The sequence below is a fragment of the Lentzea miocenica genome (assembly GCF_033949945.1).
Lineage (GTDB): Bacteria > Actinomycetota > Actinomycetes > Mycobacteriales > Pseudonocardiaceae > Lentzea > Lentzea miocenica.
Genome location: NZ_JAXAVW010000020.1, coordinates 41,271 through 61,638, shown reverse-complemented (window position 1 = coordinate 61,638; position 20,368 = coordinate 41,271). Strand labels below are relative to the sequence as shown.

Genomic DNA, 20,368 nt, shown 5'->3' with positions numbered 1-20,368 from the left:
AATCCGGACACGCCAAAACACGCGCGGTTGCGCGTCCGGTAGTAGCTGACATTCCCCCAGAGGAATGCTGACGGGAGGGTTTGTACCAGACGGATTCGCTCAAGCGGAATCCTGCGGACGAACCTCTCACTTCGCATTTCCGTTACACAAGGTGACCAGGCGCACATGCCTTGTGAAGTCGGCGTATCGGACTTTATGCTCCGAGCCGCCTGCACGTTGAGGCCTTACTGCCTGGGGGAAGATCACTATGGTCGGCCGGAGAGCCGGGCGCTTCCGCGCGCCCAAATACTTGGTGCCGTTGCTGGGACTGTTGCTGACCGTCACACTCGTAGTGGGTGTCGCAGGCCCTGGGTTCACCTCCCTGCTGCCGTGGTTCGGCAACGCCGCGCGGGAGCTCGAGGAGCAGCTCGACAAGGCCCGCGGGCTGGCCTCCAAACAAGACGGGAGCAGCCCAGACGGGCTCGCGTCCGAAAGCGACAAACGCGAGGGCAACCGCGGTCTGCCCGTCTCGGAGCAGTCCAAGTACGGCGCTCCCGAGTACAAAAAGGCCGGTGACGGCGCGCGCAACACCGCCAAGGTCACCACCGGACCCACCACGCGCACCGGGTTCGACGCCAAGACCAGCGTCGAGGTCCCCGAGCAGCGCGGCAGGCACGAGACCACCTACCGCAACGCCGACGGCACGCTGACCACGCAGTTCAGCGACGGTCCCCTCAACTTCCAGCGCCCTGACGGCAGCTGGGCGCCCGTCGACCCGGCGCTGGTCGCGGAGAACGGGCAGTGGCGCAACAAGGCCGACAGCGTCGACCTGCGGCTCGCCGGTGCCGCGAACGCCCCCGATCTGGTCAAGGTCAAGCTGGACGACGCCCACGAGTTCGCCTACGGCCTCGCGGGTGCGCGCAACATCGCCGGCCAGCAGAACGGCACGACCGTCACGTACCCCGGCGTCGCCGACCACGCCGATCTGCGGGTCGAGTCAGCCCCCGGTGGTGCCAAGGAGATTCTCGTCCTGCACGACCGCGCCGCGGCCCGTACGTGGGACTTCCCGTTGCGGCTCAAGGGACTCACCCCCAAGGTCGTCGACGGATCGGTGACGCTCACCGACGCGAGCGGCCGTGAGCGGCTGCGCATCCCTGCCGGTTTCATGACCGATTCGGCCGGGCGTGCGGAGGGCGCGGAGACGCCCCAGTCGCACGGCGTGCGCTACGAGATCGTCGACAACGGGCGCACTTTGCGAGTGTCGCTCGATTCCGCGTGGCTCGACGACCCCGCTCGCGTGTACCCCGTCCTCGTCGACCCCAGCGTGTTCGAGGGCGGTGCCACCGAGAGCAAGCGGATCCGGACCGGCGGTGGCGCGCCCGGCGCGAGCGAGCTGCACGTCGGCCGCGACACCGGCGGCGGCAACAACACCGCGCTGATCAAGTTCCCGTCCGTCGCCCAGCGCCTGGCGAACCACAAGATCTTCGGTGCCTCGCTGCAGGTCGTGAACTACGACTCCACCACCTGCAAGGCGACCCAGGTGAACGTGCACCAGGTCGCCGCGGCCTGGACCAACACCAGTGGTCCCGACGGTGCCCCCTCCCTGGGCCCGGTCATCGGCGGTGCCGCGTTCTCGCACGGCTACATGTCCACCGGCCAGACCCGCTCGGCCTGTCCCGCCGCGCCCGAGCTGATCGCCCTGGGCGACGCCGGCACGGACATGGTCCAGTCGTGGGTCCACGGCACGGCTCCGGACAACGGCATCGCACTGCGCGCGGGCACGTACGCGAACACCAGTGGCTTCAAGAAGTTCACCGGCACCGCGTCGGCCAACCCGCCGAAGCTGTTCGTCACGCACAGCCCGTACGACGCCAAGTACGTGATCAGCCAGCCGATCCCCGACCCGCCGGTGACGAGCCAGCTGGACGGCAAGATCAAGATCAAGGTCACCAACACCGGCGCGAACACCTGGGACGCGGGCTACAACCTCGCCTACAAGATCTTCAACACGAAGAAGAACAACCAGCACGAGGACACTCCCCAGGCCGCGACGCTGCCGCACAACGTCCCGCGGGGCGGTGAGGTCGAGCTCAACGCCACGATCGGGAAGCTGCCGATCGGCAGCTACGTCCTCGAGTTCACGATGCGCCACGGCACCAAGACCTTCACCGACGAACAGGTCGCGCCGGCGCGGATCACCCTCGAGGTCTTCAACATCCCGCCGGTCGTCACCGGCCAGTACCCGCTCGCCGGGCACAGCACCGAGACCCTGCAGCCGCAGCTGTGGGCCAAGGCGGAGGACCACGAGAACGACCCGCTGACCTACAAGTTCCAGGTCTGCGAGCAGGACGAGGCCGGCAACCCGGTCAGCTGCTTCGACTCCGGCCTCCAGCCGAACGTCTACTGGACCGTCCCCGCGGGCAAGCTGCGCTGGGACCGCGTCTACTACTGGCGCACCTTCGCCTACGACGGCAACGGGGAGAGCGAGGGCATCAAGTTCTCCGCGCTGATCACCTCGGTTCCGCAGCCCGAGGTCACCTCGCGGATGGGCAACGCGCCCTACACCGGCAACGGTCTCGGCTTCGACCCGATGGTCGGCAACTACACGACCGCCGCCGTCGACTCGGCGGCCGCGACCGTCGGCCCCGAGCTGAACGTCGCCCGCACCTACAACAGCCTCGACCCGCGCGGCAACCTCACGTTCGGCAGCGGCTGGTCGTCGCGCTACGACATGCGGGTCGTGCCGGACGCGGACGGTTCCGGCAACGTCGTCGTGACCTACCCGGACGGCCAGCAGGTCCGCTTCGGCCAGAACCCGGACGGCAGCTACACCCCGCCGCCCGGCAGGGCCGCGACGCTGACCAAGGTGGCGTCGGACTGGAAGCTGATCGACAAGGACCGCACGGTCTACACGTTCCGCTTCGACGGCGCACTGGTGTCCATCAAGGACAGTGCGGGCCGGCTGGTCGACCTCACGCACGACACCGAGGGCAGGCTGTGGAAGGCGATCAGCCGGACCAGCAACCGCACCCTGACGTTCGCGTGGACCGCCGACGGCAAGCACGTCGAGTTCGTCCGCACCGAGCCGGTCGACGGCTCCGCGCTGGAGTGGAAGTACGTCTACGACAACGACCGGTTGCTGGAGGCCTGCAACCCGACGGGCAAGTGCACCCGCTACGCCTACGAAGACGGCTCGCACTACCGCAGCACGGTGCTCGACTCGCGGCCGGACTCGTACTGGCGTCTCGGTGAGGCCGGCGGCGCCGACGCGAACAGCCAGATCGGTGTCAAGCTCGGCAAGGACATGGCGAAGTTCGTCAACGTCGACCAGTCCAACCAGTACAAGCCCGGCGCACTGGGCGGAAGCGACGACCGCGCGGTCCACCTGAACGGCAACAGCTTCGTGCAGCTGCCGGAGAAGAGCGTCAACAAGCACCGCGACCTTTCGGTGGAGCTGTGGTTCCGCGGCACGTCCGCCGGTCCGCTGTTCTCCTACCACGACAAGGCAGTCGACCAGTCGCCCGGCGCGGGTGTGCCCGTGCTGTACGTCGGCTCGGACGGCAAGCTGCGCGGCCAGTTCTGGAACGGCGTGATCGACCCGATCACGTCGCTCGTGGCGGTCAACGACGGCAACTGGCATCACGTGGTGCTTTCGGGTTCGCTGGCCACCCAGACGATGTTCCTCGACGGCAAGGTGGTCGCCAGCCGTCAAGGGGTGATCGACCACCCGCGCCTCGAGTACGCCTACGCAGGCACCGCGTTCACCGTCGGGGCGTTCCCGGCCATCGCCGGTGGCCGCACGCACTTCACCGGTGAGGTCGACGAGCTCGCGTTCTACGCGCGCCCGCTCGGCGAGAACCAGGTGGCCACGCACTGGGCGGCGCGCGAGCCCGGCGACCAGCTGACGTCGGTGCGCCTGCCGAGCCAGCGGGTCGCGGCGACCGTCAGCTACGACCACGTCCACGACCGCATGCGGGAGTACACCGACAGCGACGGTGGTCGTTGGCAGCTCGGTGTGCCCACGGTCGGCGGCGACGAGCGCAACATCATCCGCTCGGTCCGGATCGTCGATCCCGGCGGCCGTCCGCAGTACTTCGACTTCGACGGCCTCAAGGGCAGGCTCCTGCGCCAGGTCACGCCGATCGGCGCGGCCGCCAGGCCGGAGGACGTCATCGGCCGCGACTGCACGACGAACGCCGACGGGTTCGTCACCTGCTCCGGTCTCGTGGTGGCACTCGGCGTCCGGCTGTTCGGCTACGACGAGTCGGGCTTCCAGCAGACGATCATCGACGAGAACGGCGAGACGGCCACCCTCGTCCACGACGACCGCGGCAACCTCTCCCGCAAGATCAGCTGCCGGGAGGAGAACAACTGCCAGACGACCTACTACACCTACCAGGCTCCGACGGCGGACCCGACCGACCCGAAGACCGACAAGCTGATCGAGAGCCGGGACGCGCGGTCGTCCGGGCCGACCGACGACACCTACCTGACCCGGTCCGTCTACACCGACTTCGGTGATCTCCAGCAGGAGACGAACCCCGACGGCGGGTCGACGTTCCACACCTACACCGACGGCAGCACGTTCGCGTACGGCAGCACCACGGCGAAGGAGCCCGCGCGGCTGTTGAAGTCGACGTCCGACCCGCGCGGTTCGGCGACGATCAACAAGTACTACGCCAACGGTGACCTCGCGGAGACGACGTCCCCGTCAGGTCTGCGCACGGTCTTCACCTACGACGTGCTGGGCCGCAAGAAGACCGCGACCGAGTTCTCGGACGCGCAGCCGCAGGGCGTTCAGACGTCGTACAAGTACGACAAGCTCGGCCGCGTCACCGAGGTGACCTACCCGTCGACGAAGAACGCGGTCTCGGGCGCCACGCACACCGAGACGGCGAAGACCACGTACGACGACGACGGCAACACCACGGCCGCCGAACTGGTCGACTCGGCCGACCCCGGCAACTCGCGCGCGTCGACGTTCGAGTTCGACGACTTCGGCCGGATGATCAAGACCGTCGGCCCGGTGGGCAACGAGGCCTCATTCGGTTACGACAACTTCGGCAACCGCACGTGGGCGGTCGACGCGAACGGCGTGAAGACCGTCTACACCTACACCGCCCGCAACAAGGTGGCGCAGGTGCGGATGGTCGGCTGGCACGGCAAGGCGATCACGCCGGGCGCCACCGGGTTCGAGCCGCTCGACCCGGACGATCCGCTGCCGGACCTGGTGCTGGAGTCCAACCAGTACGACCACAACGGCAGGCTGCTCATCCAGTCCGACGCGATGGGCAGGCGCACCGAGTACGACTACTACCGCGACGGCCTGGTCAAGGAGATCAAGGCCAGGGCCGACGGCGGGATCGAGACCGACCCGGTCACGATCCAGCAGAACACCTACGACGCCGCGGGCAACCTGGTCCGTCAGGTCGGGCTGGGCGGCAAGGTCGTCACGCACGAGGTCGACGCGACCGGCCGGCTGAAGTCGACCACGCAGGAACCGGACACCCTGCGCAGACGTACCGACTACGCCTACGACCTGAGCGGCAACATCACCCAGGTCACCCGGACCGGCAAGCACTCCAACACCGGGCCGTTCGGCGCGGCGTTCGGCGAGACCGTCGAGTTCGAGTACGACGCGTACGGCAGGCAGGTCAAGGAGACCCTGCGCGGGCCCAACGGCCCGGTCGTCACGCGCAAGACCTACGACCAGCGCGACCTGGTGACGACCGTGACCGCGCCGCGCGGCAACGTGAGCGGCGCGACCGTGGCCGACCACACCACGGACTACCGCTACGACGAGCGCGGGCGGGTCATCTCCGTCATCTCGCCGCCGGTGACGGCGGAGGAGCACGGTTCGGCGCCGTCGGTGCGGAGGCCGACGACCATCACCGGCTACAACGCGTTCGGTGACGTGACGGAGGTGCGCAACCCGGCCGGTGGCGTCATGAAGATGGCGTACGACAAGGCGGGCCGCGCGGTCCGCACCGAGTCGCCCGGTTACAAGGCACCGGGTTCCACCCAGACGACGGTCGCGACAGTGCTCGCCGAGTACGACTCGATGGGTCGCCCCGTCAAGACGACCGACCCGTCCGGTGCGGCCATCTGGATGTACTACGACCAGCGCGGCCGACTGGTGGAGAAGCGCGACCCGAACCCGGACGCGCCGGGCGAGGCCGGTGGCAGCTGGCGTTACAGCTACACCCACAACGGCGAGCTGCTGTCCACAACGGACCCGACGGGTGGCGAGAACCGCCGCACGTACGACCAGTTCAGCAGGCCGATCACCCAGACCGTGCTCGAACTGCGCCCGCAGCCGGCGGCGCACGAGACGAAGCTGGGCTACGACGCGGCGGGCAACCTGTCGACCGTCACGTCACCGAAGAACGAGATCACCCGGATCGGGTACGACCAGCTGGGGCAGAAGACCAGCGTCACCGACCCGGCCGGCGTGACGACGCAGTTCGGCTACGACAGCTTCGGCAACCAGGTGTACACGAAGGACGGCCAGGGCCGTGCCTCGTACCAGATGCTCGACCAGGCGGGCAACAAGACGCTGGACGCCAGCCTGAGCCCGGCCGGTCAGGTTCTCCGCACCGGCAGGTACACCTACGACATCGCCGGAAACCTGCTCACGTCAACGGACGCGCTGGGCAAGGTCACCAAGTTCGCCTACGACGCGCTCGGCCAGCTCACCTCGCTGGAGGAGCCGGTCTCGGCGTCCGAGTCGATCACCACGTCGTACGGCTACGACACGAGCGGCCGACGCACCCGCGTCACCGACGGCCGGGGCAACCCGACGTTCTACACCTACAACTCCCTGGGCAAGCCGGAGTCGGTGATCGAGCCGTCGACCACCGCGCACCCGAACCCGGCCGACCGCACGTGGACCACCGCGTACGACGGCACGGGCAGGCCGACGGTGCTCACCGCACCAGGAGGCGTGACCAGGACCCGGACGTACGACGGTCTCGGCAGGCTGACCAAGGAGGCCGGCGCCGGCGCATCGGTGTCCACAACGGACCGTGAGATCGGGTACGACCTCGTCGGCCGTCCGACGTCGGTCAGCGCGCCGGGTGGGACCAACACCTACGAGTACAACAACCGGGGTCTGATGACCTCGGCGACCGGCCCGTCCGGTGACGCGTCGTTCGGCTACGACGAGGTGGGCAGGCTGACGTCCCGCACGGACGCCGCGGGCACCACGTCGTTCGGCTACGCCCAGGGGCGCCTGGCGTCCGTGGCGGACGGCGTCACCGGTGGCGGGATCGCGTTCGGCTACAACGCTTCCGGCCGCGTCGAGACGATGAACTACGGCGCCGGCCGGGTGCGCACGTTCGGGTACGACGACCTGGGCCGCGAGACCTCGGACGTCACGAAGGACTCCACCGGTGGCGTGCTCGCGTCGGTCGGCTACGAGTACGACCTGGCCGACCGCCTGAAGAAGAAGGTCTCGGCGGGCACCGCGGGTGCCGGCGAGCAGACCTACGGCTACGACGACCTGGGCCGCATGACGTCGTGGACGTCCGGCGGCACCACGACGGCGTACGCGTGGGACAAGTCCGGCAACCGGATTGTCAACGGTGCCAAGACGTCCACGTTCGACGAGCGCAACCGCGTGCTGTCGGACGGCGACTACACCTACAAGTACTCCGCACGCGGCACGCGTGACTCGCGCACCAGCTCTGGCCACGAGGAGAAGTTCGACTTCGACGCGTTCGACCGCCTGACGAAGGTCGGCGCGGCCACCTACGCGTACGACGCGCTGGACCGCCCGGTGACCCGCGGCAGCCAGCAGTTCAAGTACGCGGGCATCGAGATGGACGCCGTCAAGGACTCGGACGCGACCTACGGCCGCGGCGTGTTCGGCGAGCTGCTGTCGCTGGCGTCCGGTGCGGACAAGCGAGTGCTGCTGTCCGACAAGCACGGCGACGTCATCGGTGGCCTGGACGGCGCCCAGGTCAAGGACTCCGCGTCCTACGACCCGTGGGGCAAGGTCACCGCTTCCGCCGGTACCAAGCGGAACGTCGGTTTCCAGGGCGACTGGACGGATCCCGACAGCGGCCACGTGAACATGGGCGCCCGCTGGTACGAGCCGTCGTCCGGTTCGTTCGTGTCCCGTGACTCGGTGGATCAGGGCGGCCCGGGCTCCGGCGGCTTCAACCGCTACGCCTACGGCGTCGGCTCCCCGGTGAACGGTTTCGACCCGGACGGCCACGGCTGGTTCAGCGACGCGGTCTCGTGGGTCGGCGACAACATCTCGACGATCGGCCACACCGCGTTGGACGTGGCGGGCCTGGTGCCCGGCCTGGGTGAGATCGCGGACGGCATCAACGCCGTCTGGTACCTCGCCGAGGGCAACTACACCGACGCGGCCCTGTCGGCGGCGGGCATGATCCCGTTCGGCGGCTGGGGAGCCACCGCGGCGAAGTGGGGCAACCGCGGCTACGACGCCATGCGCGGAGCCGACAACGTCCCGACCCCGCGCACGCCCGACGCCCCGCACCCTCGTCGCCCCGACGGCCCCAACGCCGGCAAGGGCCCGGACGGCATGCCGCTGAAGAAGGGCGACGTCCCCTCCGCCGGCAAGTCACTACCTGACCCGCGCAAACTGGCAGCCGAAGCGGCAGCACGCCAAGCCGCCGCGGCAGCAGCGGCGCTGCAAGCGGCGATCCGCCGGACAGCAGCGGCCAAGGCGGCCGTCGCCAAGGCGGTCAAGTCCAACCCGATCCCGACCCTGAAGGCGGCCCTGAAGCCGCGCATCGCCAACGCCAAGAACATCATCTCGGCGATGCCCAACGCGCCTGCCCGCATCGTGCAGACGGTCGTCACCAACGTGCAGGACCTCAACAAGGTCTACGAGACGATCAAGACCGCGATGCTCGGCGTGGGCAAGGAGGTCGTGAAGGAGGCCGCGCAGGCCCAGGTGTCGGAGACCCTGACCATGATGGGGGCGCCGTATCTCGGCGACATCCTGGATCTGACGGGTGGCGGCAAGAAGAAGAAACGCACCCAGGATCGCGGCAAGAACGCGAAACAGGAGGCGTCAGGCGGCGCGTCGTGCCCCATCTCGTGGGACTCGAACAGCTTCGACCCGTCCACGCCGGTCCTGATGGCCGACGGCACCCGCAAGCCGATCGCGTCCGTCGAGGTCGGCGACGAGGTGAAGGCGACCGATCCGAAGACGGATCAGACCGCCACGAAGAAGGTCACCGACGTCCGGTCACACGTCGCGGACCGGAAGCTGTACAAGATCGTCATCCTGACGGACTCCGGGGTGGGCCAGCTCGTCGCCACCGACGAGCACCCGTTCTGGGTCGAGAGCGTGCAGAAGTGGGTGCACGCCGAGGATCTGAAGCCCGGTTATCGGTTCACCACCGCGGACAACCGTCCGGCGATGGTGCTGGGCACGCGGTCCTTCTCGAAGGTCCAGCTGGTCTACAACCTCACGGTTGACGGGCTGCACACCTACTACGTCGGTGCAGTCGGTGGTGGGAGGAACGCCGCTGCTGACGTACTCACCCACAACAGCGCCGCAGCCTGTGATGACGATGACGAACCCAGCATCTACGGCGAGCCGGACAGCCGTGGGCGGCCGACGGGGATCGACACCGTGCTGACCAAGGACAACATCGGAGGAAACACCGATCCCAAGGTCGATCCGGTGGGCTGGATCCCCGGCGGTGACTACCACCGCTCCCACCTGCTCGGTGCCCAGCTCGGCGGCTCCAACAGCGACCCGCTCAACTTCATCACCCTGCACGCCAGGGCCAACACGCCGGGGATGCGCAAGTTCGAGGGGCAGGTGCGCAAGGTGGTGGAGGACGGTGAGAACGTTCGCTACCGGGTCACACCGATCTACAAGGGATCCAGGTTGATACCCATTGGTGTGACCATGGAGGCCGAGGGCGATCGCGGGTACCACCTATCCTTGAGCATTCGAAACATCAAGGGCTGGAAGAAGAAGAGGCGATGAGCCACACAGTTGATCGTCTGACTGAGATCGTCACACCGCCGCCGTCCACCGGGATCGAGGTGGACTGGGAGGAAACCGCCGGCGCGGTCGGCACGGCCCTGCCCGCCGACTACGTCGAACTGGTCGAGCGGTACGGCGGAGGCCGGTTCGACGAGTACCTCTGGTTGCTGGAGCCCGACGCTCGCAGCTACTACGACCTGATCGAGAAGGTCGACGATCGGGAAGGTGACCTCGAGGACCTGTGGGACGGGGGCGAGGCCAAGCCGGCTCAGCTGGAGGTTCCCGGCGCTCGGGCGATCGCGTGGGCTGCGACGGACAACGGCGAGTACCTCTACTGGCTGGCCCACGAGGGGCGCAGTCCGGAGGAGTGGACCGTGCTCGTCAACGAGGCTCGTGGCGAGAGGTGGGAGCACTTCGAAATGGGGTGTGCGGAGTTCCTGCTCAAATCGCTGATCGGCGAGGTGCGCTCGGAACTGCTCTGGTCGCGGTATCCGGCGGATCCGCACAAGTTCGAGTCGAGCGGCCTGTACCCGCGTCGTGATGACGATGATGACGAATTTGATGAGGACGAAGACGACGAATAGAACGTCCTCAGAGCTTCTGAAAGCGCGTTGAACGACGTGAGGGCCACGTTCCGTTGGAACGTGGCCCTCACTCATGTCCGGCGATCGCGGCTAGGTCAGACCGGCCTCGACGAGTCGTCGAGCCGAACGAGCTGTGCCCGCGGATACTTCCGGCCGGCCATCGGCATCGGCGACCCGGTGAACGACACCGGCGTCCCCGCCAGCAACAACGTCAACCCCTCCGGCAGATCGTCGCGGGAAACGAACCACGACCCACCACGCGTATCCGTGATGAACCCGTGCGACTGCCCCGACTTCCACGTGGTCACGGTCCCCCGCCGACGCCCACGCGGCGCCCCCACCGGCGAAGCGACCGCCTCGGAAGACCGCACGAACGCCCGCCGCAACGGGTAGTCGGCCGCATCGGCCGGAGCGAACAACGAGTCGAACCCCGGCGTGAACGGCGTCGCGGCCCGCAACGGTGCGGCGGTGCGCGGCGTCCACGCAGGTGGCTTGTCGACCGTCCGCACGTCCACAACGGGCACGACCACGTGCACGCCCCGCGCGGTCAGCCGCGTCACGAGCGGGGCGAAGTCGGCGTCACCGGTGAGCAGGACGACCCAGTCCAGCGGCACCGAGATCGCGCGGTCCCAAGCCTCCAGGGCGAGGTGGACGTCGACGCCCTTCTCCTTGCCGCCGACCAGCGGCAGGTCGTGGCGGACGATCCCGGTGGCGGCCAGCACCGCGTCGAAGGAGGCGGCCGGGGTTTCGATGCGGCCACGGGCGTAGTGGGCTTCGGCGATCACGCAGTCGTCGAGCGGGCGGCCCGTTTCGGTGTGGACGTACCAGCGCAGCGCGTCGTGCAGGCCGTCCAGCGAGATCCGGGCCGCGCGCTGGTGTGCGGTGGCGTAGAAGTCGCTGAGGTAGGCGAACCACGTGCCGTCGTAGAACACGCCGATGCGGACGATCTTGCTCACCGAATGGACACTACCTCCGAGGCCAGGAGGGCCACACCTGGAGTGTGGCCCCCGAGAGCCTGCTCACACGGTCGACCGGGTCCGCCTCCACGCGATCACGATGAGCCCGATCAGGCCGAACAACGGGATGGTGCTGATCGCCCACGACAGCCCCATCGGCGGCCCCGGCTGCTCCATCACCTGCAGGTTCTTCAGCTCACCGGTCGCGGGCCCGGCCGGCCCGTCGATGTCGAACCGCAACGTCCACGTCCCCGGCGCCGGCATCGCGTGGATGTCCAGGCCCCACACCTCCCGCTTGCGGGGATGGCGCGCCAGCGGGCCGTCCTCCATCAGCTCGCTGCCCCAGACCATCGTCAGGGTGCCCTGCTTGCCTGTGATGCCGTCCTCGGGCGCGAACGTGAAGTCCAGCGACTGCATGGCTTTCACGGGCCACGTGCTGAACCCGACGGTCAGGTTGTAGGGCCCCGCCTGCACCTTCTCGGTGTGCACGACGTTCACCGGCTCGAAGGCGAGCGCCGGGGACGCCAGGCCGAGCAGCAGGCCCACCGTGCCAAGCAGACCCAGCAGTGTCTTACGCATGGCGAGCTTCCTTTGCTGGTGCGAGGTGGCGCAGCATCTGACCGAACCGCCGGCCTAGCGTCGCGGCTCCGGCAGCGAACGCCGCGGCGAGCACGATGGTGGCGAAGTACCGGGCGTTGACCGGGAAGGGGGCGCCGTACACGAGGACGCGCTGGAGCGGCACGCAGGCCGCGATGATCGCGCCGCCGAGCGCGCCGGGGATCCACGCGGGCACCCTGTGCAGCAGTTCCACCGCGACCGCGACGATCACCAGGCACATCGGGATCATGTTGGGCAGCCCTGGGATGCCGTCGGTGTAGTCACGCAGCGGCAGGCCGGAGGCGTCCGCGTAGACCCTGGCCGCCCACGGCGAGAACCACCAGAACACCGCTTGCAGCACCGCGACCGACACACCGACGGCCAGAGCGCCGCCTCGTCGGTTGAGCGCTCCAGCGGCCATGAACAGGATCATCACCGAGAAGAACGCCGTGCCCACGGAGACCGGGTTGACGAGCCCGCCGGGCAGCGCGCGCAGGCCCAGCACGGTCACCATGCTGAACACGAGCAGCACGGCCGCGGTCCCGATCACGCCGTAGGTTCCCCAACGCTGGTCGCGCGCCACGGCGAAGATCATGACCGCGCCGACCATCGTGATCGAGATCGACAGCAGCAGGCCGATGTGCGGAGGTGAGTCGATCACGGCGTCGAAGCCGTACAGGCCGTGCCACCACTGGTCCCACAGGCCGTACACCAGGAACAGGGCCGCGCCGGTGCCGGAGATCAGGTAGCCGACGGGCGCGGCGAACGTGCGGCCGAAGACGCCCACCGCGCGGCCGCCGACGATCGGGTCGACCGTCCGGGAACGTTTGGCGTTCGCCGTCGTCATCAGCACGACGACGAGGCTCGCGATGCCCGAGAACGCGCTGCCCGCGTACAGGAACAGGTGCGGCATCGTGAAGAACGTGTCCGGTCCGACGTCGGAATGCCATTGGATGTCCCACGTCAGGCCGATGAGCGAGAGCAGCGTTCCGCCGAGCACGAAGCTCGCCGGGGCCAACCCCCGCGGGACAACAAACCGGGCCGACGTCGTAGTCGTCGCCGTGATGTCCACTGATCCTCCCCCTTCAGGTGAGCAGCAACGGGATGACAACCCGTTCCGCACTGAGTGACACGGTGATTTCCCATTGACCGGCCATCGGCAGGCCGACGCCGATCTCGTAGTGGCCGGGTTCCCGCGGCCCCGCGGTGATCGGCGCGATCGCGTGCCCCATCTGCGGCATCGCCGGTTCGACCGTCACCTCGCCCGCCGCGGGGTTGCCGGAGCGGTCGGTGACCCGCAGGTCGAACGAGTTGTCGCCGGACTTCGTGCTCGCGGGTGTGAGCACGAACCGGAGTTGCGCGGTTTCCGCTAGATGTGGCTGTGCCTCAACGCTGCGCGGCCACAACACCACCAGCGCGCCGACCATCGCGATGACCGCCGCCAAGCCGCCCAGCACGTAGCGCTTCACTTCCCCGAAACCCCCTTGGGCACGTCGACGACCGTCGGCACCGTGACGATCGAGTAGTCCCGTTCGACCTGAATCCACACGAGGTACTTGCCCGGCAACGGGAACGAGTAGGTGAACGGCACATCAGGCCCGTATGCGGCGACGCTCTCGTCCGGCTTGTCGGGCATGCCCGGCGTCGGCGGGATCATCGAGTGCACGTGCGCCCAGATCGGTGCCTCCACAGGGCTTTCCGTCACAGGACTTTCTGGCACAGGCCCGACGACGATCATGTGCCCGAGCATCCCCAGCCACGGCTGCAGGTCGCGCTTCCCGAAACCGGCGGTGATCGTGCTCGGCCGGCCCGCTTCCCGGATTTCCGTTGCCAGATCGGCTTTTCCGTCGTTCACCGCAGCAGCGGTCGTGCCGGACACGTCGACGCTCGACCGCAGCAGCTGCACTCCCCCGCCGCGCCGGGCGATCTCCGCGGCGATGGCGTGCGTGCCCTGTTCCGAAGCCTGCAGCCGGGCGCGGTACTCGCCCGGTGCCGTGCGGATCGGGTGCAGGTGACGGAGGTTCCCCGACGGCGACACCACCACGAGGTGGATGAACGCGCTGTCGTGCACCAGCAGATCGTCCACCGGCCGGCCCGACGACCCGTCGGTCAGGCTGAGCACGAGGTCCTTGCCCTCCATTCTGGGCAACAGATTCACCGGCGGTCGCGAGAAGTCCACTATGGACGTTCGCTGGTACGGATCGTTGATGTTGTCGTAGGTCGGATCCAGCTGCGTGCCCGGCGCCGCGATCGGCGGAATGCTCGGCGACAGCAACGCAGCCGTAGCTGCGACAGCGACCGCCGCGACCACACCCGCAGTCGGAACCAGAGCGAGACCGGGACTGCCGAACACCGCGACCAGCAGCGCCACGAACAACAGGACGCCGGCCGCGATGAACCCGCCGTAGGTCGCGTTCTCCCACGGCGACGGCACCAGCGCCGGCACGACGAACGGGATGGTCGCCTCGTCGACCGCCAGCTCCCACGGGCCGGGCCGGTCGACCTGCACGACGCCCGAGTGGAAACCGGGCTTGTCGCCGAGAACGACCTTGGTCGTGCTGGTCGCGGCTCCAGCGGCGCGCGCGGTCAGCGTGAGCTCGCCCGGCGCCGAACCGGCGTGCGTGACCACGTCGACGTGCACCGGACCCGGCACCTCCGCGACCCGCCGGATGATCACCGTGAGATCGCGGTCGCCGAGCGTCTGCGCGACGTGGACGTCCGCACCCGACTGGGCACCGTCGGCGAGCGCGGGGCCCGCGATCCCCAGGATCGCCCCCAGCGTGAGCAGCAAGATCGAGACGCTTCGCTTCATCGTGGCCGAACGTATCGATCATGACGGGTCCGAAGCGTCACTGCAGGGGCTGAAATCGGGTCCCCCGCACGGGGGACGTCCGACCCCTGCGAAGGAGGACGTGCTCAGGGTCGGTATACGGCAGGATTCCTCAGCGATGTACCCGATCAAGCTGTCCCTGAAGTCCCAGTCCTGGCTGGTCGCGGCCACCTGCATGGTCGCCGACGGCGGCTTCGTGCTGCTCTCCCCCGGCTCACCGTGGCAGAAGGCGGGAGCGCTCACCGTGACCCTCGCGGTGAACGCCATGCTCGCCGGCCCCGCCAAGTACTCCGGCTGGGTCGCCGCCGCACAGGCTGCCGTCCCGCTGATCATCCTGTTCACCATCGGCGACCGCGTCCACGCCAACGAGGCCGGCCTGCTGATCGCCGGCTACCGCGCAGGCGCCTGGCTGCGCGGCAAACCGGCGTACGCGTCCCTCGGCGTGCTCGCGGCAAGCGCGTTCATCTGCTCGTTCGCGATGGGCACGGACCTCGTGCGTTCGTTGCTCGTGGTGGCCAAGATCGCCGTCCTGCCGTGGCTGGTCGGCCGCTACACCACGGCCCGCCGCGCCTACCTGGCCGAACTCGAGAAGCGCTCCGCGATGGAGAAGGCCGACGCCCAGGCCGCCGTCGCCAAGGCGGTCACCGAGGAACGCAGCGCGATCGCCCGCGACCTGCACGACGTGATCGTGCACCACGTGAGCGCGATCGGCCTGCACGCCGGCGCCGCCCGCCTGGGACTGCCCAACGGCAACGCCACGCTGGAGAAGTCGCTGCGTTCCGTCGAGACCTCCAGCCGCGCGGCCATGGTCGACCTGCGGCACCTGCTCGACCTGCTGCACGGCGACAAACCGCCAGGCGCACGACAACCCGGCCTCGGCAACGTCGACGAACTGCTCGACAACGTCCGTGCGGCAGGCACTCCCGCGCGCCTGGAGGTCCGCGGACCTTCCCGCGACGTGCCGGAGTCGTTGGACATCACGGTCTACCGGATCATTCAGGAGATGCTGACGAACGCCCTGCGCCACGGCGACGAGTCCGGCGTGACGGTGACACTGGACTACACGCCTGACTCGCTGGTCATCGCCGCCTCCAACAAATCGGGTCCCGGCAACGGCCACTCCGGTTCGGTGCGCCGGGGCCTGGTGGGCATCCGCAACCGCGCGGGCATGTTCGCCGGCACCACCCGGTCCGGTCTGGAACCGGACGGCAGGACCTGGCGCACCACCGTCACCTTCCCGCTGGAGACCTCATGACCCTGACGGTGCTGCTGGCCGACGACCACGCGATGCTCCGCTCGGGCATGCGCGCCATCTTCGACACCCAGCCCGACCTCGACTGCGTGGCGGAGGTGGCCGACGGCAGGGCCGCGGTGACCGAGGTCGCGCGGCTGCGGCCGGACGTGGCGGTGCTGGACATCCGGATGCCGAAGCTGGACGGGCTCGGCGCCACCGAGATGATCCTGGCCGATCCCGCGAACCGCACGAAGGTTCTGTTGCTGACCACCTACGACACCGATGAGTACGTGTATCGGGCGCTCAAGGCCGGGGCCAGCGGGTTTCTGTTGAAGTCGCTGCCGCCCGAGGAGCTGATCTCCGCGGTTCGGGTGGCTGCCCGCGGCGATGCGTTGATCGACCCGTCCGTGACTCAGCGGTTGATCGCACGGTTCGCGGTCAGCCTCGCGCCGCCGCCCACGCCCCCGGAGCTCGCCTCGCTGACGGCTCGGGAGCGGGAGGTTCTGCAGCTGGTGGCGGCGGCCTACAGCAATGCCGAAATCGCCGCCCAGCTCCACGTCGGCGACGAGACCGTGAAGACGCACGTTTCCCGGGTGCTGGCGAAGCTGGGATTGCGGGATCGTGTGCATGCCGTCGCTTACGCGCACATCAACGGGCTTGTGCAGGCGCGACCGCTTTAGCCGACATTTCTGATCTTCGCCACCGCGCAGGCAAAACTCACGCGAGCTCCGAAAGCAGGCCCCCAGGCCTTGTCTATTCCAAGCTGGACCGCAGCGCCCAGGAGATCACCTGCGGCGATGGGGAAACGAAGATCAGTCGTGCTCGCGACGCTGGGCGAGATGCTGCACACGTCGTTGATCACCGTCAGCTGAGAACCGTCACTCCCTTGCAGAAACGAGTGACACGGCTGTTGGGCACGGCGTGCGGGACACCCTCGAACACCCGCACGCCGTCGCAAGCGCAGAGACACTGTTCGTCAGCGGCGGTACACCCCGAACTCGTACAACGAGTAGCCCCAACCGGTTCCGCGCTGGGTGGCATGCATCCGGACATACCGGCCACTCGCCGTCACATCGATCGAATCCACCCCTCCGTTGCCGGAAGTCGTGCCGTACACCGGCCTCCAGCCATTCCCGTCGTCGGACACCTGGATCTCATAGGCACGACCGAACGCGCCCTCCCACACCAGCTGCACGTGCTGGAACGTGGTCACCGCGCCCAAATCCACGCTGATCCACTGCGGATCGGCCCAGTCACCGGCCCAGCGCGAAGAGACGTTGCCGTCCACGGCATGCGAGGGCGGGAACGGTGCTCCGTCGCCGACCTGCTGGTACGACGACGCCGTGGCGGGCTTGCCCAAGGCCACGTTCACCCCGGACGGTTGCGGTGCCACGACCCGCACGGACCGGGTTTCGATGCCGATGTTGCCGCGGCCGTCCTCGGCCATGACATAGACCTTCCACACGCCCAGGCGATCCGGCGCGGTGACGGTGAGCCGGTTGCCGTTGATCTGCACAGGAGTGCTCGCGAGGCCGCCGCTGTTGTCGATGTACTTGGAGTTCCACGCGGCCGACCACGCCAGCGGATCACCATCGGGATCCGACGCGGCCGCGTCGATGGTCAGCGGAGCGCCGGCCGCGACGGAGGTGGGCAGGTTCATCGACGAGATCACCGGCGGGGTGTTGGCGGGCGTGGAGCCGCCGAACGCGCGTTGCACCGAGTAGAACGACAGGCGTTTCTTGCCCGCCGGGGTCAGGTTGAACCACACCGCGCCGAAGTCGTACTCGGTGCCGTAGTGGAACAACGTGCCGCCGAAGGAAACGCCGGTGTGGCTGACGATGCAGTTCCAGGCCTGGGTGTAGCCGTCGCGTTTCTGCGCGTCGGTGGGCTCGGCCGGCACGCCGTTCACGTCGTTCGGCACCTCCCACTCACCCGCCGGGCCGGCCTCGGTCAGGATGTACGGCTTGGTGTAGCCGCCGGAGATCCAGTCCTGGCGCACCTTGCAGACGTTGCCGTAGGAGTTGACCGCGTACAGGTCGAGGTCGGGCGTGTGCGCCTTGAGGTAGACCCACGCGCCGGTCCATGCGTCCGTGTTCGTGACGGGGTGGTTGGTGTCGATGGTGTGGATCGCCCGTGCGGCCTCGTTCAGGTAACGGGCGTAGGCGACGCGCTGGTTCTCCAGTTCGGCGCCGGAGTAGCAGTTCTGCAGGCCGAGGATGGACTCGTTGCCGACGTTCCACATGAGCACGCCGGGGTGGTCCTTGTAGGCGGTCACCCACTGCCGGATCGTGTTCAGCATGTCCGTCTTGTACTGGGCATCGGTGACGTAGTTGACGCAACCGCCGGAACCGGGACCGCCGCCGGGTTGCAGCCAGAACCCGCTGATCACGCGCAGGCCGCTGGCAGCGGCCGCGTCGAGCAGCGGGCGCGTTGAAGCGTCTGTGCCCCAGGTGCGCAAAGTGTTGGTGCCCATGGACTTCAGCTCCGGCATGTACCGCGCGGCGTCGGCGGCGGGCGGACCCCAGGTCAGCCCCTTCACCGTCCACGGCCGACCGTCGACGGTGAGCTGCCAGTTGCCCTGAGAGCCGGTGACGTGCACGCCGGTGGGCGCCACCGAGCCCTGGGTGCCGAACACCCGGAACTCCCACAGCGAGATGCCGTAACCGTTGGCGCGCTGGGTGGCGTGCACCCGGACGTACCGGCCGGTGCCGCTGACGTCGTACGCCTGCCTGCCGCCGGCGGCACCGGTGACCGCGCGGACGGGCTGCCACGCGTCGCCGTCGGCCGAGACCTGGATCTCGAACGCCGTGGCGTACGCGCCCTCCCAGTCCAGCTCGACCCTGGTCACCGCGGACGACGTCCCGAGGTCGACGCTGAGCCACTGCGGGGCGCTCCACTCGCTGGACCAGCGGGTGTCGCCGTTGCCGTCGACCGCGGCCGAGGCGGGCGTACCGGCGCCCTCGGTCGACGAGGCCGCGGCGGGCTTGCCTTGGGAGAGCAGGGCCGGGGCGGCGTTCACCGTTCCCGGTACAAGGAGAAGTCCTGCGAGCACGGCGGCCACCGTGCCGATGATGCGGACGCGAACCATCGCGCCTCCTGCCACAGGTAGGGGGTGAAATGCGAGGAGAGCGCTCTCACAACCCTGCCGGCGAACGTTACGACCAGACGTCGGTCGTGTCAAAAGAACCGGTCTTGACTCTCTCGGACTCCAGCGGGAACCTGGTTGGGAGAGCGCTCTCCGAGCCGGTTCCCCACTTCGGCAGGAGGACAAAGTTGTCCCGAAAGCTCAGCGCGCTGGCGGTCTCGGCCGCCCTCGTCGCGTCCGTCACTGCGGTGGCGAGTCAGTCGGCCCAGGCCGACGACCTGGTCACCCACCACGAGTTCCAGGCGAACTGCTCCGTCACGCACCACCTCCCGGACGACCCGATCGTCCTGCCGGGACTGGCGGGCGCGTCGCACCTCCACACGTTCCTCGGCAATCCGTCCACCAACGCACGCACCACCAACGACTCGCTCATGGCTGCGCAGACCAACTGCAAAACGCCGGACGACAAGTCGGCGTACTGGTTCCCGTCGGTCTACAACGGCGACCAGATCGTGCCGCCGAACTTCCCCCAGGTGATCTACTACAAGTCCGGGATCCTGCGGTACCAGGACGTCGTGCCGTTCCCGCCGGGGATCCGGTTCGTGGTCGGCAGTCCCAGCGCGTCGCAGGAGGAGTTCCGCACCGCGCCGGGCGCGGTCGAGGGCTGGGAGTGCGGCGACAGCTTCCACAACTGGGACATCCCTGCGTGGTGCGTGCCCGGCAGCCAGCTCAACATCCGTTACCAGGCCCCGAGCTGCTGGAACGGGCATGACCTCGACTCGGCGGACCACAAGTCGCACATGGCCTACCCGGACCGCGCGACGCTGGTCTGCCCCGCCACGCACCCGGTCGCGGTGCCGATGATCGAGTTCAAGATGGCGTTCCCGGTCTCCGGGGACATGTCGCGCGTCCGGCTCTCCAGCGGGCGCGGGTACAGCTGGCACTACGACTTCATGAACGCCTGGGACGCGCCCACACAGGCCGCTCTCGTCCGCCACTGCGTCAACGGCGGCCTGCAGTGCGACCCGCGCGGGTTCGACCTGTACAAGCCAAATCGAGGAGCGGCGCTCGGGCCGGATTACCGGTTGCCCAGGTAGGGCGCGCGCCGCATGAAGAGGGGACTTCCC

At 68.6% G+C, this 20,368-nt stretch carries 11 protein-coding genes; 5 read left to right on the top strand and 6 right to left on the bottom strand.

Annotation, left to right across the window (positions count from 1 at the left end):
• The first annotated feature begins 247 nt into the window (after positions 1-247).
• Together SK803_RS24200 and SK803_RS24195 are read left to right on the top strand one after the other, a co-directional pair.
• A complete protein-coding gene (locus tag SK803_RS24200) occupies positions 248-9,955 on the top strand; it encodes a DNA/RNA non-specific endonuclease (protein WP_319968363.1) in 9,708 nt (3,235 codons plus the stop codon).
• A complete protein-coding gene (locus tag SK803_RS24195) occupies positions 9,952-10,539 on the top strand; it encodes a hypothetical protein (protein ID WP_319968362.1) in 588 nt (195 codons plus the stop codon). The genes SK803_RS24200 and SK803_RS24195 overlap by 4 nt, the downstream gene beginning before the upstream one ends.
• A 95-nt stretch (positions 10,540-10,634) precedes the next feature.
• Here SK803_RS24195 and SK803_RS24190 read toward each other — a convergent pair whose 3' ends face one another.
• The 5 genes from SK803_RS24190 to SK803_RS24170 form a co-directional block, all read right to left on the bottom strand.
• On the bottom strand, positions 10,635-11,495 hold the full coding sequence (locus SK803_RS24190) for an NYN domain-containing protein (protein WP_319968361.1): 861 nt from the start codon (positions 11,493-11,495) through the stop codon (positions 10,635-10,637).
• A gap of 63 nt (positions 11,496-11,558) precedes the next feature.
• Complete coding sequence (locus SK803_RS24185; protein ID WP_319968360.1) at positions 11,559-12,074, bottom strand: hypothetical protein; 516 nt, start codon at positions 12,072-12,074, stop codon at positions 11,559-11,561.
• On the bottom strand, positions 12,067-13,164 hold the full coding sequence (locus SK803_RS24180; protein ID WP_319968359.1) for a hypothetical protein: 1,098 nt from the start codon (positions 13,162-13,164) through the stop codon (positions 12,067-12,069). Before SK803_RS24180 ends, SK803_RS24185 begins: the two co-directional genes overlap by 8 nt.
• Before the next feature lie 13 nt (positions 13,165-13,177).
• Entirely contained in the window at positions 13,178-13,561 is a 384-nt protein-coding gene (locus SK803_RS24175) for a FixH family protein (RefSeq protein ID WP_319968358.1), read from the bottom strand.
• Positions 13,558-14,904, bottom strand: a complete 1,347-nt coding sequence (locus SK803_RS24170) for a hypothetical protein (RefSeq protein WP_319968357.1) — start codon at positions 14,902-14,904, stop codon at positions 13,558-13,560. Before SK803_RS24170 ends, SK803_RS24175 begins: the two co-directional genes overlap by 4 nt.
• Before the next feature lie 136 nt (positions 14,905-15,040).
• Here SK803_RS24170 and SK803_RS24165 point away from each other — a divergent pair, with 136 nt between their 5' ends.
• Together SK803_RS24165 and SK803_RS24160 are read left to right on the top strand one after the other, a co-directional pair.
• Entirely contained in the window at positions 15,041-16,177 is a 1,137-nt protein-coding gene (locus tag SK803_RS24165) for a sensor histidine kinase (protein ID WP_319968356.1), read from the top strand.
• Positions 16,174-16,836: a response regulator transcription factor gene (locus SK803_RS24160; RefSeq protein WP_319968355.1), complete on the top strand. Its 663-nt coding sequence runs from the start codon at positions 16,174-16,176 to the stop codon at positions 16,834-16,836. Before SK803_RS24165 ends, SK803_RS24160 begins: the two co-directional genes overlap by 4 nt.
• Positions 16,837-17,132: 296 nt before the next feature.
• Here SK803_RS24160 and SK803_RS24155 read toward each other — a convergent pair whose 3' ends face one another.
• Positions 17,133-19,244, bottom strand: coding sequence for a discoidin domain-containing protein (locus tag SK803_RS24155; RefSeq protein ID WP_319968354.1), 2,112 nt, complete (start codon positions 19,242-19,244; stop codon positions 17,133-17,135).
• A gap of 185 nt (positions 19,245-19,429) precedes the next feature.
• On the opposite strand from SK803_RS24155, the gene SK803_RS24150 reads away from it, so the two are divergent.
• Positions 19,430-20,338 carry a DUF1996 domain-containing protein gene (locus tag SK803_RS24150; protein WP_319968353.1) on the top strand — a complete coding sequence of 303 codons (909 nt, stop codon included), beginning with the start codon at positions 19,430-19,432 and terminating at the stop codon, positions 20,336-20,338.
• Positions 20,339-20,368: the final 30 nt, after the last annotated feature.

Excerpts from the sequence above, each read along its gene's own strand:
- SK803_RS24155 (WP_319968354.1), bottom strand. The coding sequence starts at position 19,244 with ATGGTTCGCGTCCGCATCATCGGCACGGTGGCCGCCGTGCTCGCAGGA.
- SK803_RS24170 (WP_319968357.1), bottom strand. The coding sequence starts at position 14,904 with ATGAAGCGAAGCGTCTCGATCTTGCTGCTCACGCTGGGGGCGATCCTG.
- SK803_RS24165 (WP_319968356.1), top strand. The coding sequence starts at position 15,041 with ATGTACCCGATCAAGCTGTCCCTGAAGTCCCAGTCCTGGCTGGTCGCG.
- SK803_RS24185 (WP_319968360.1), bottom strand. The coding sequence starts at position 12,074 with ATGCGTAAGACACTGCTGGGTCTGCTTGGCACGGTGGGCCTGCTGCTC.
- SK803_RS24195 (WP_319968362.1), top strand. The coding sequence starts at position 9,952 with ATGAGCCACACAGTTGATCGTCTGACTGAGATCGTCACACCGCCGCCG.
- SK803_RS24160 (WP_319968355.1), top strand. The coding sequence starts at position 16,174 with ATGACCCTGACGGTGCTGCTGGCCGACGACCACGCGATGCTCCGCTCG.
- SK803_RS24200 (WP_319968363.1), top strand. The coding sequence starts at position 248 with ATGGTCGGCCGGAGAGCCGGGCGCTTCCGCGCGCCCAAATACTTGGTG.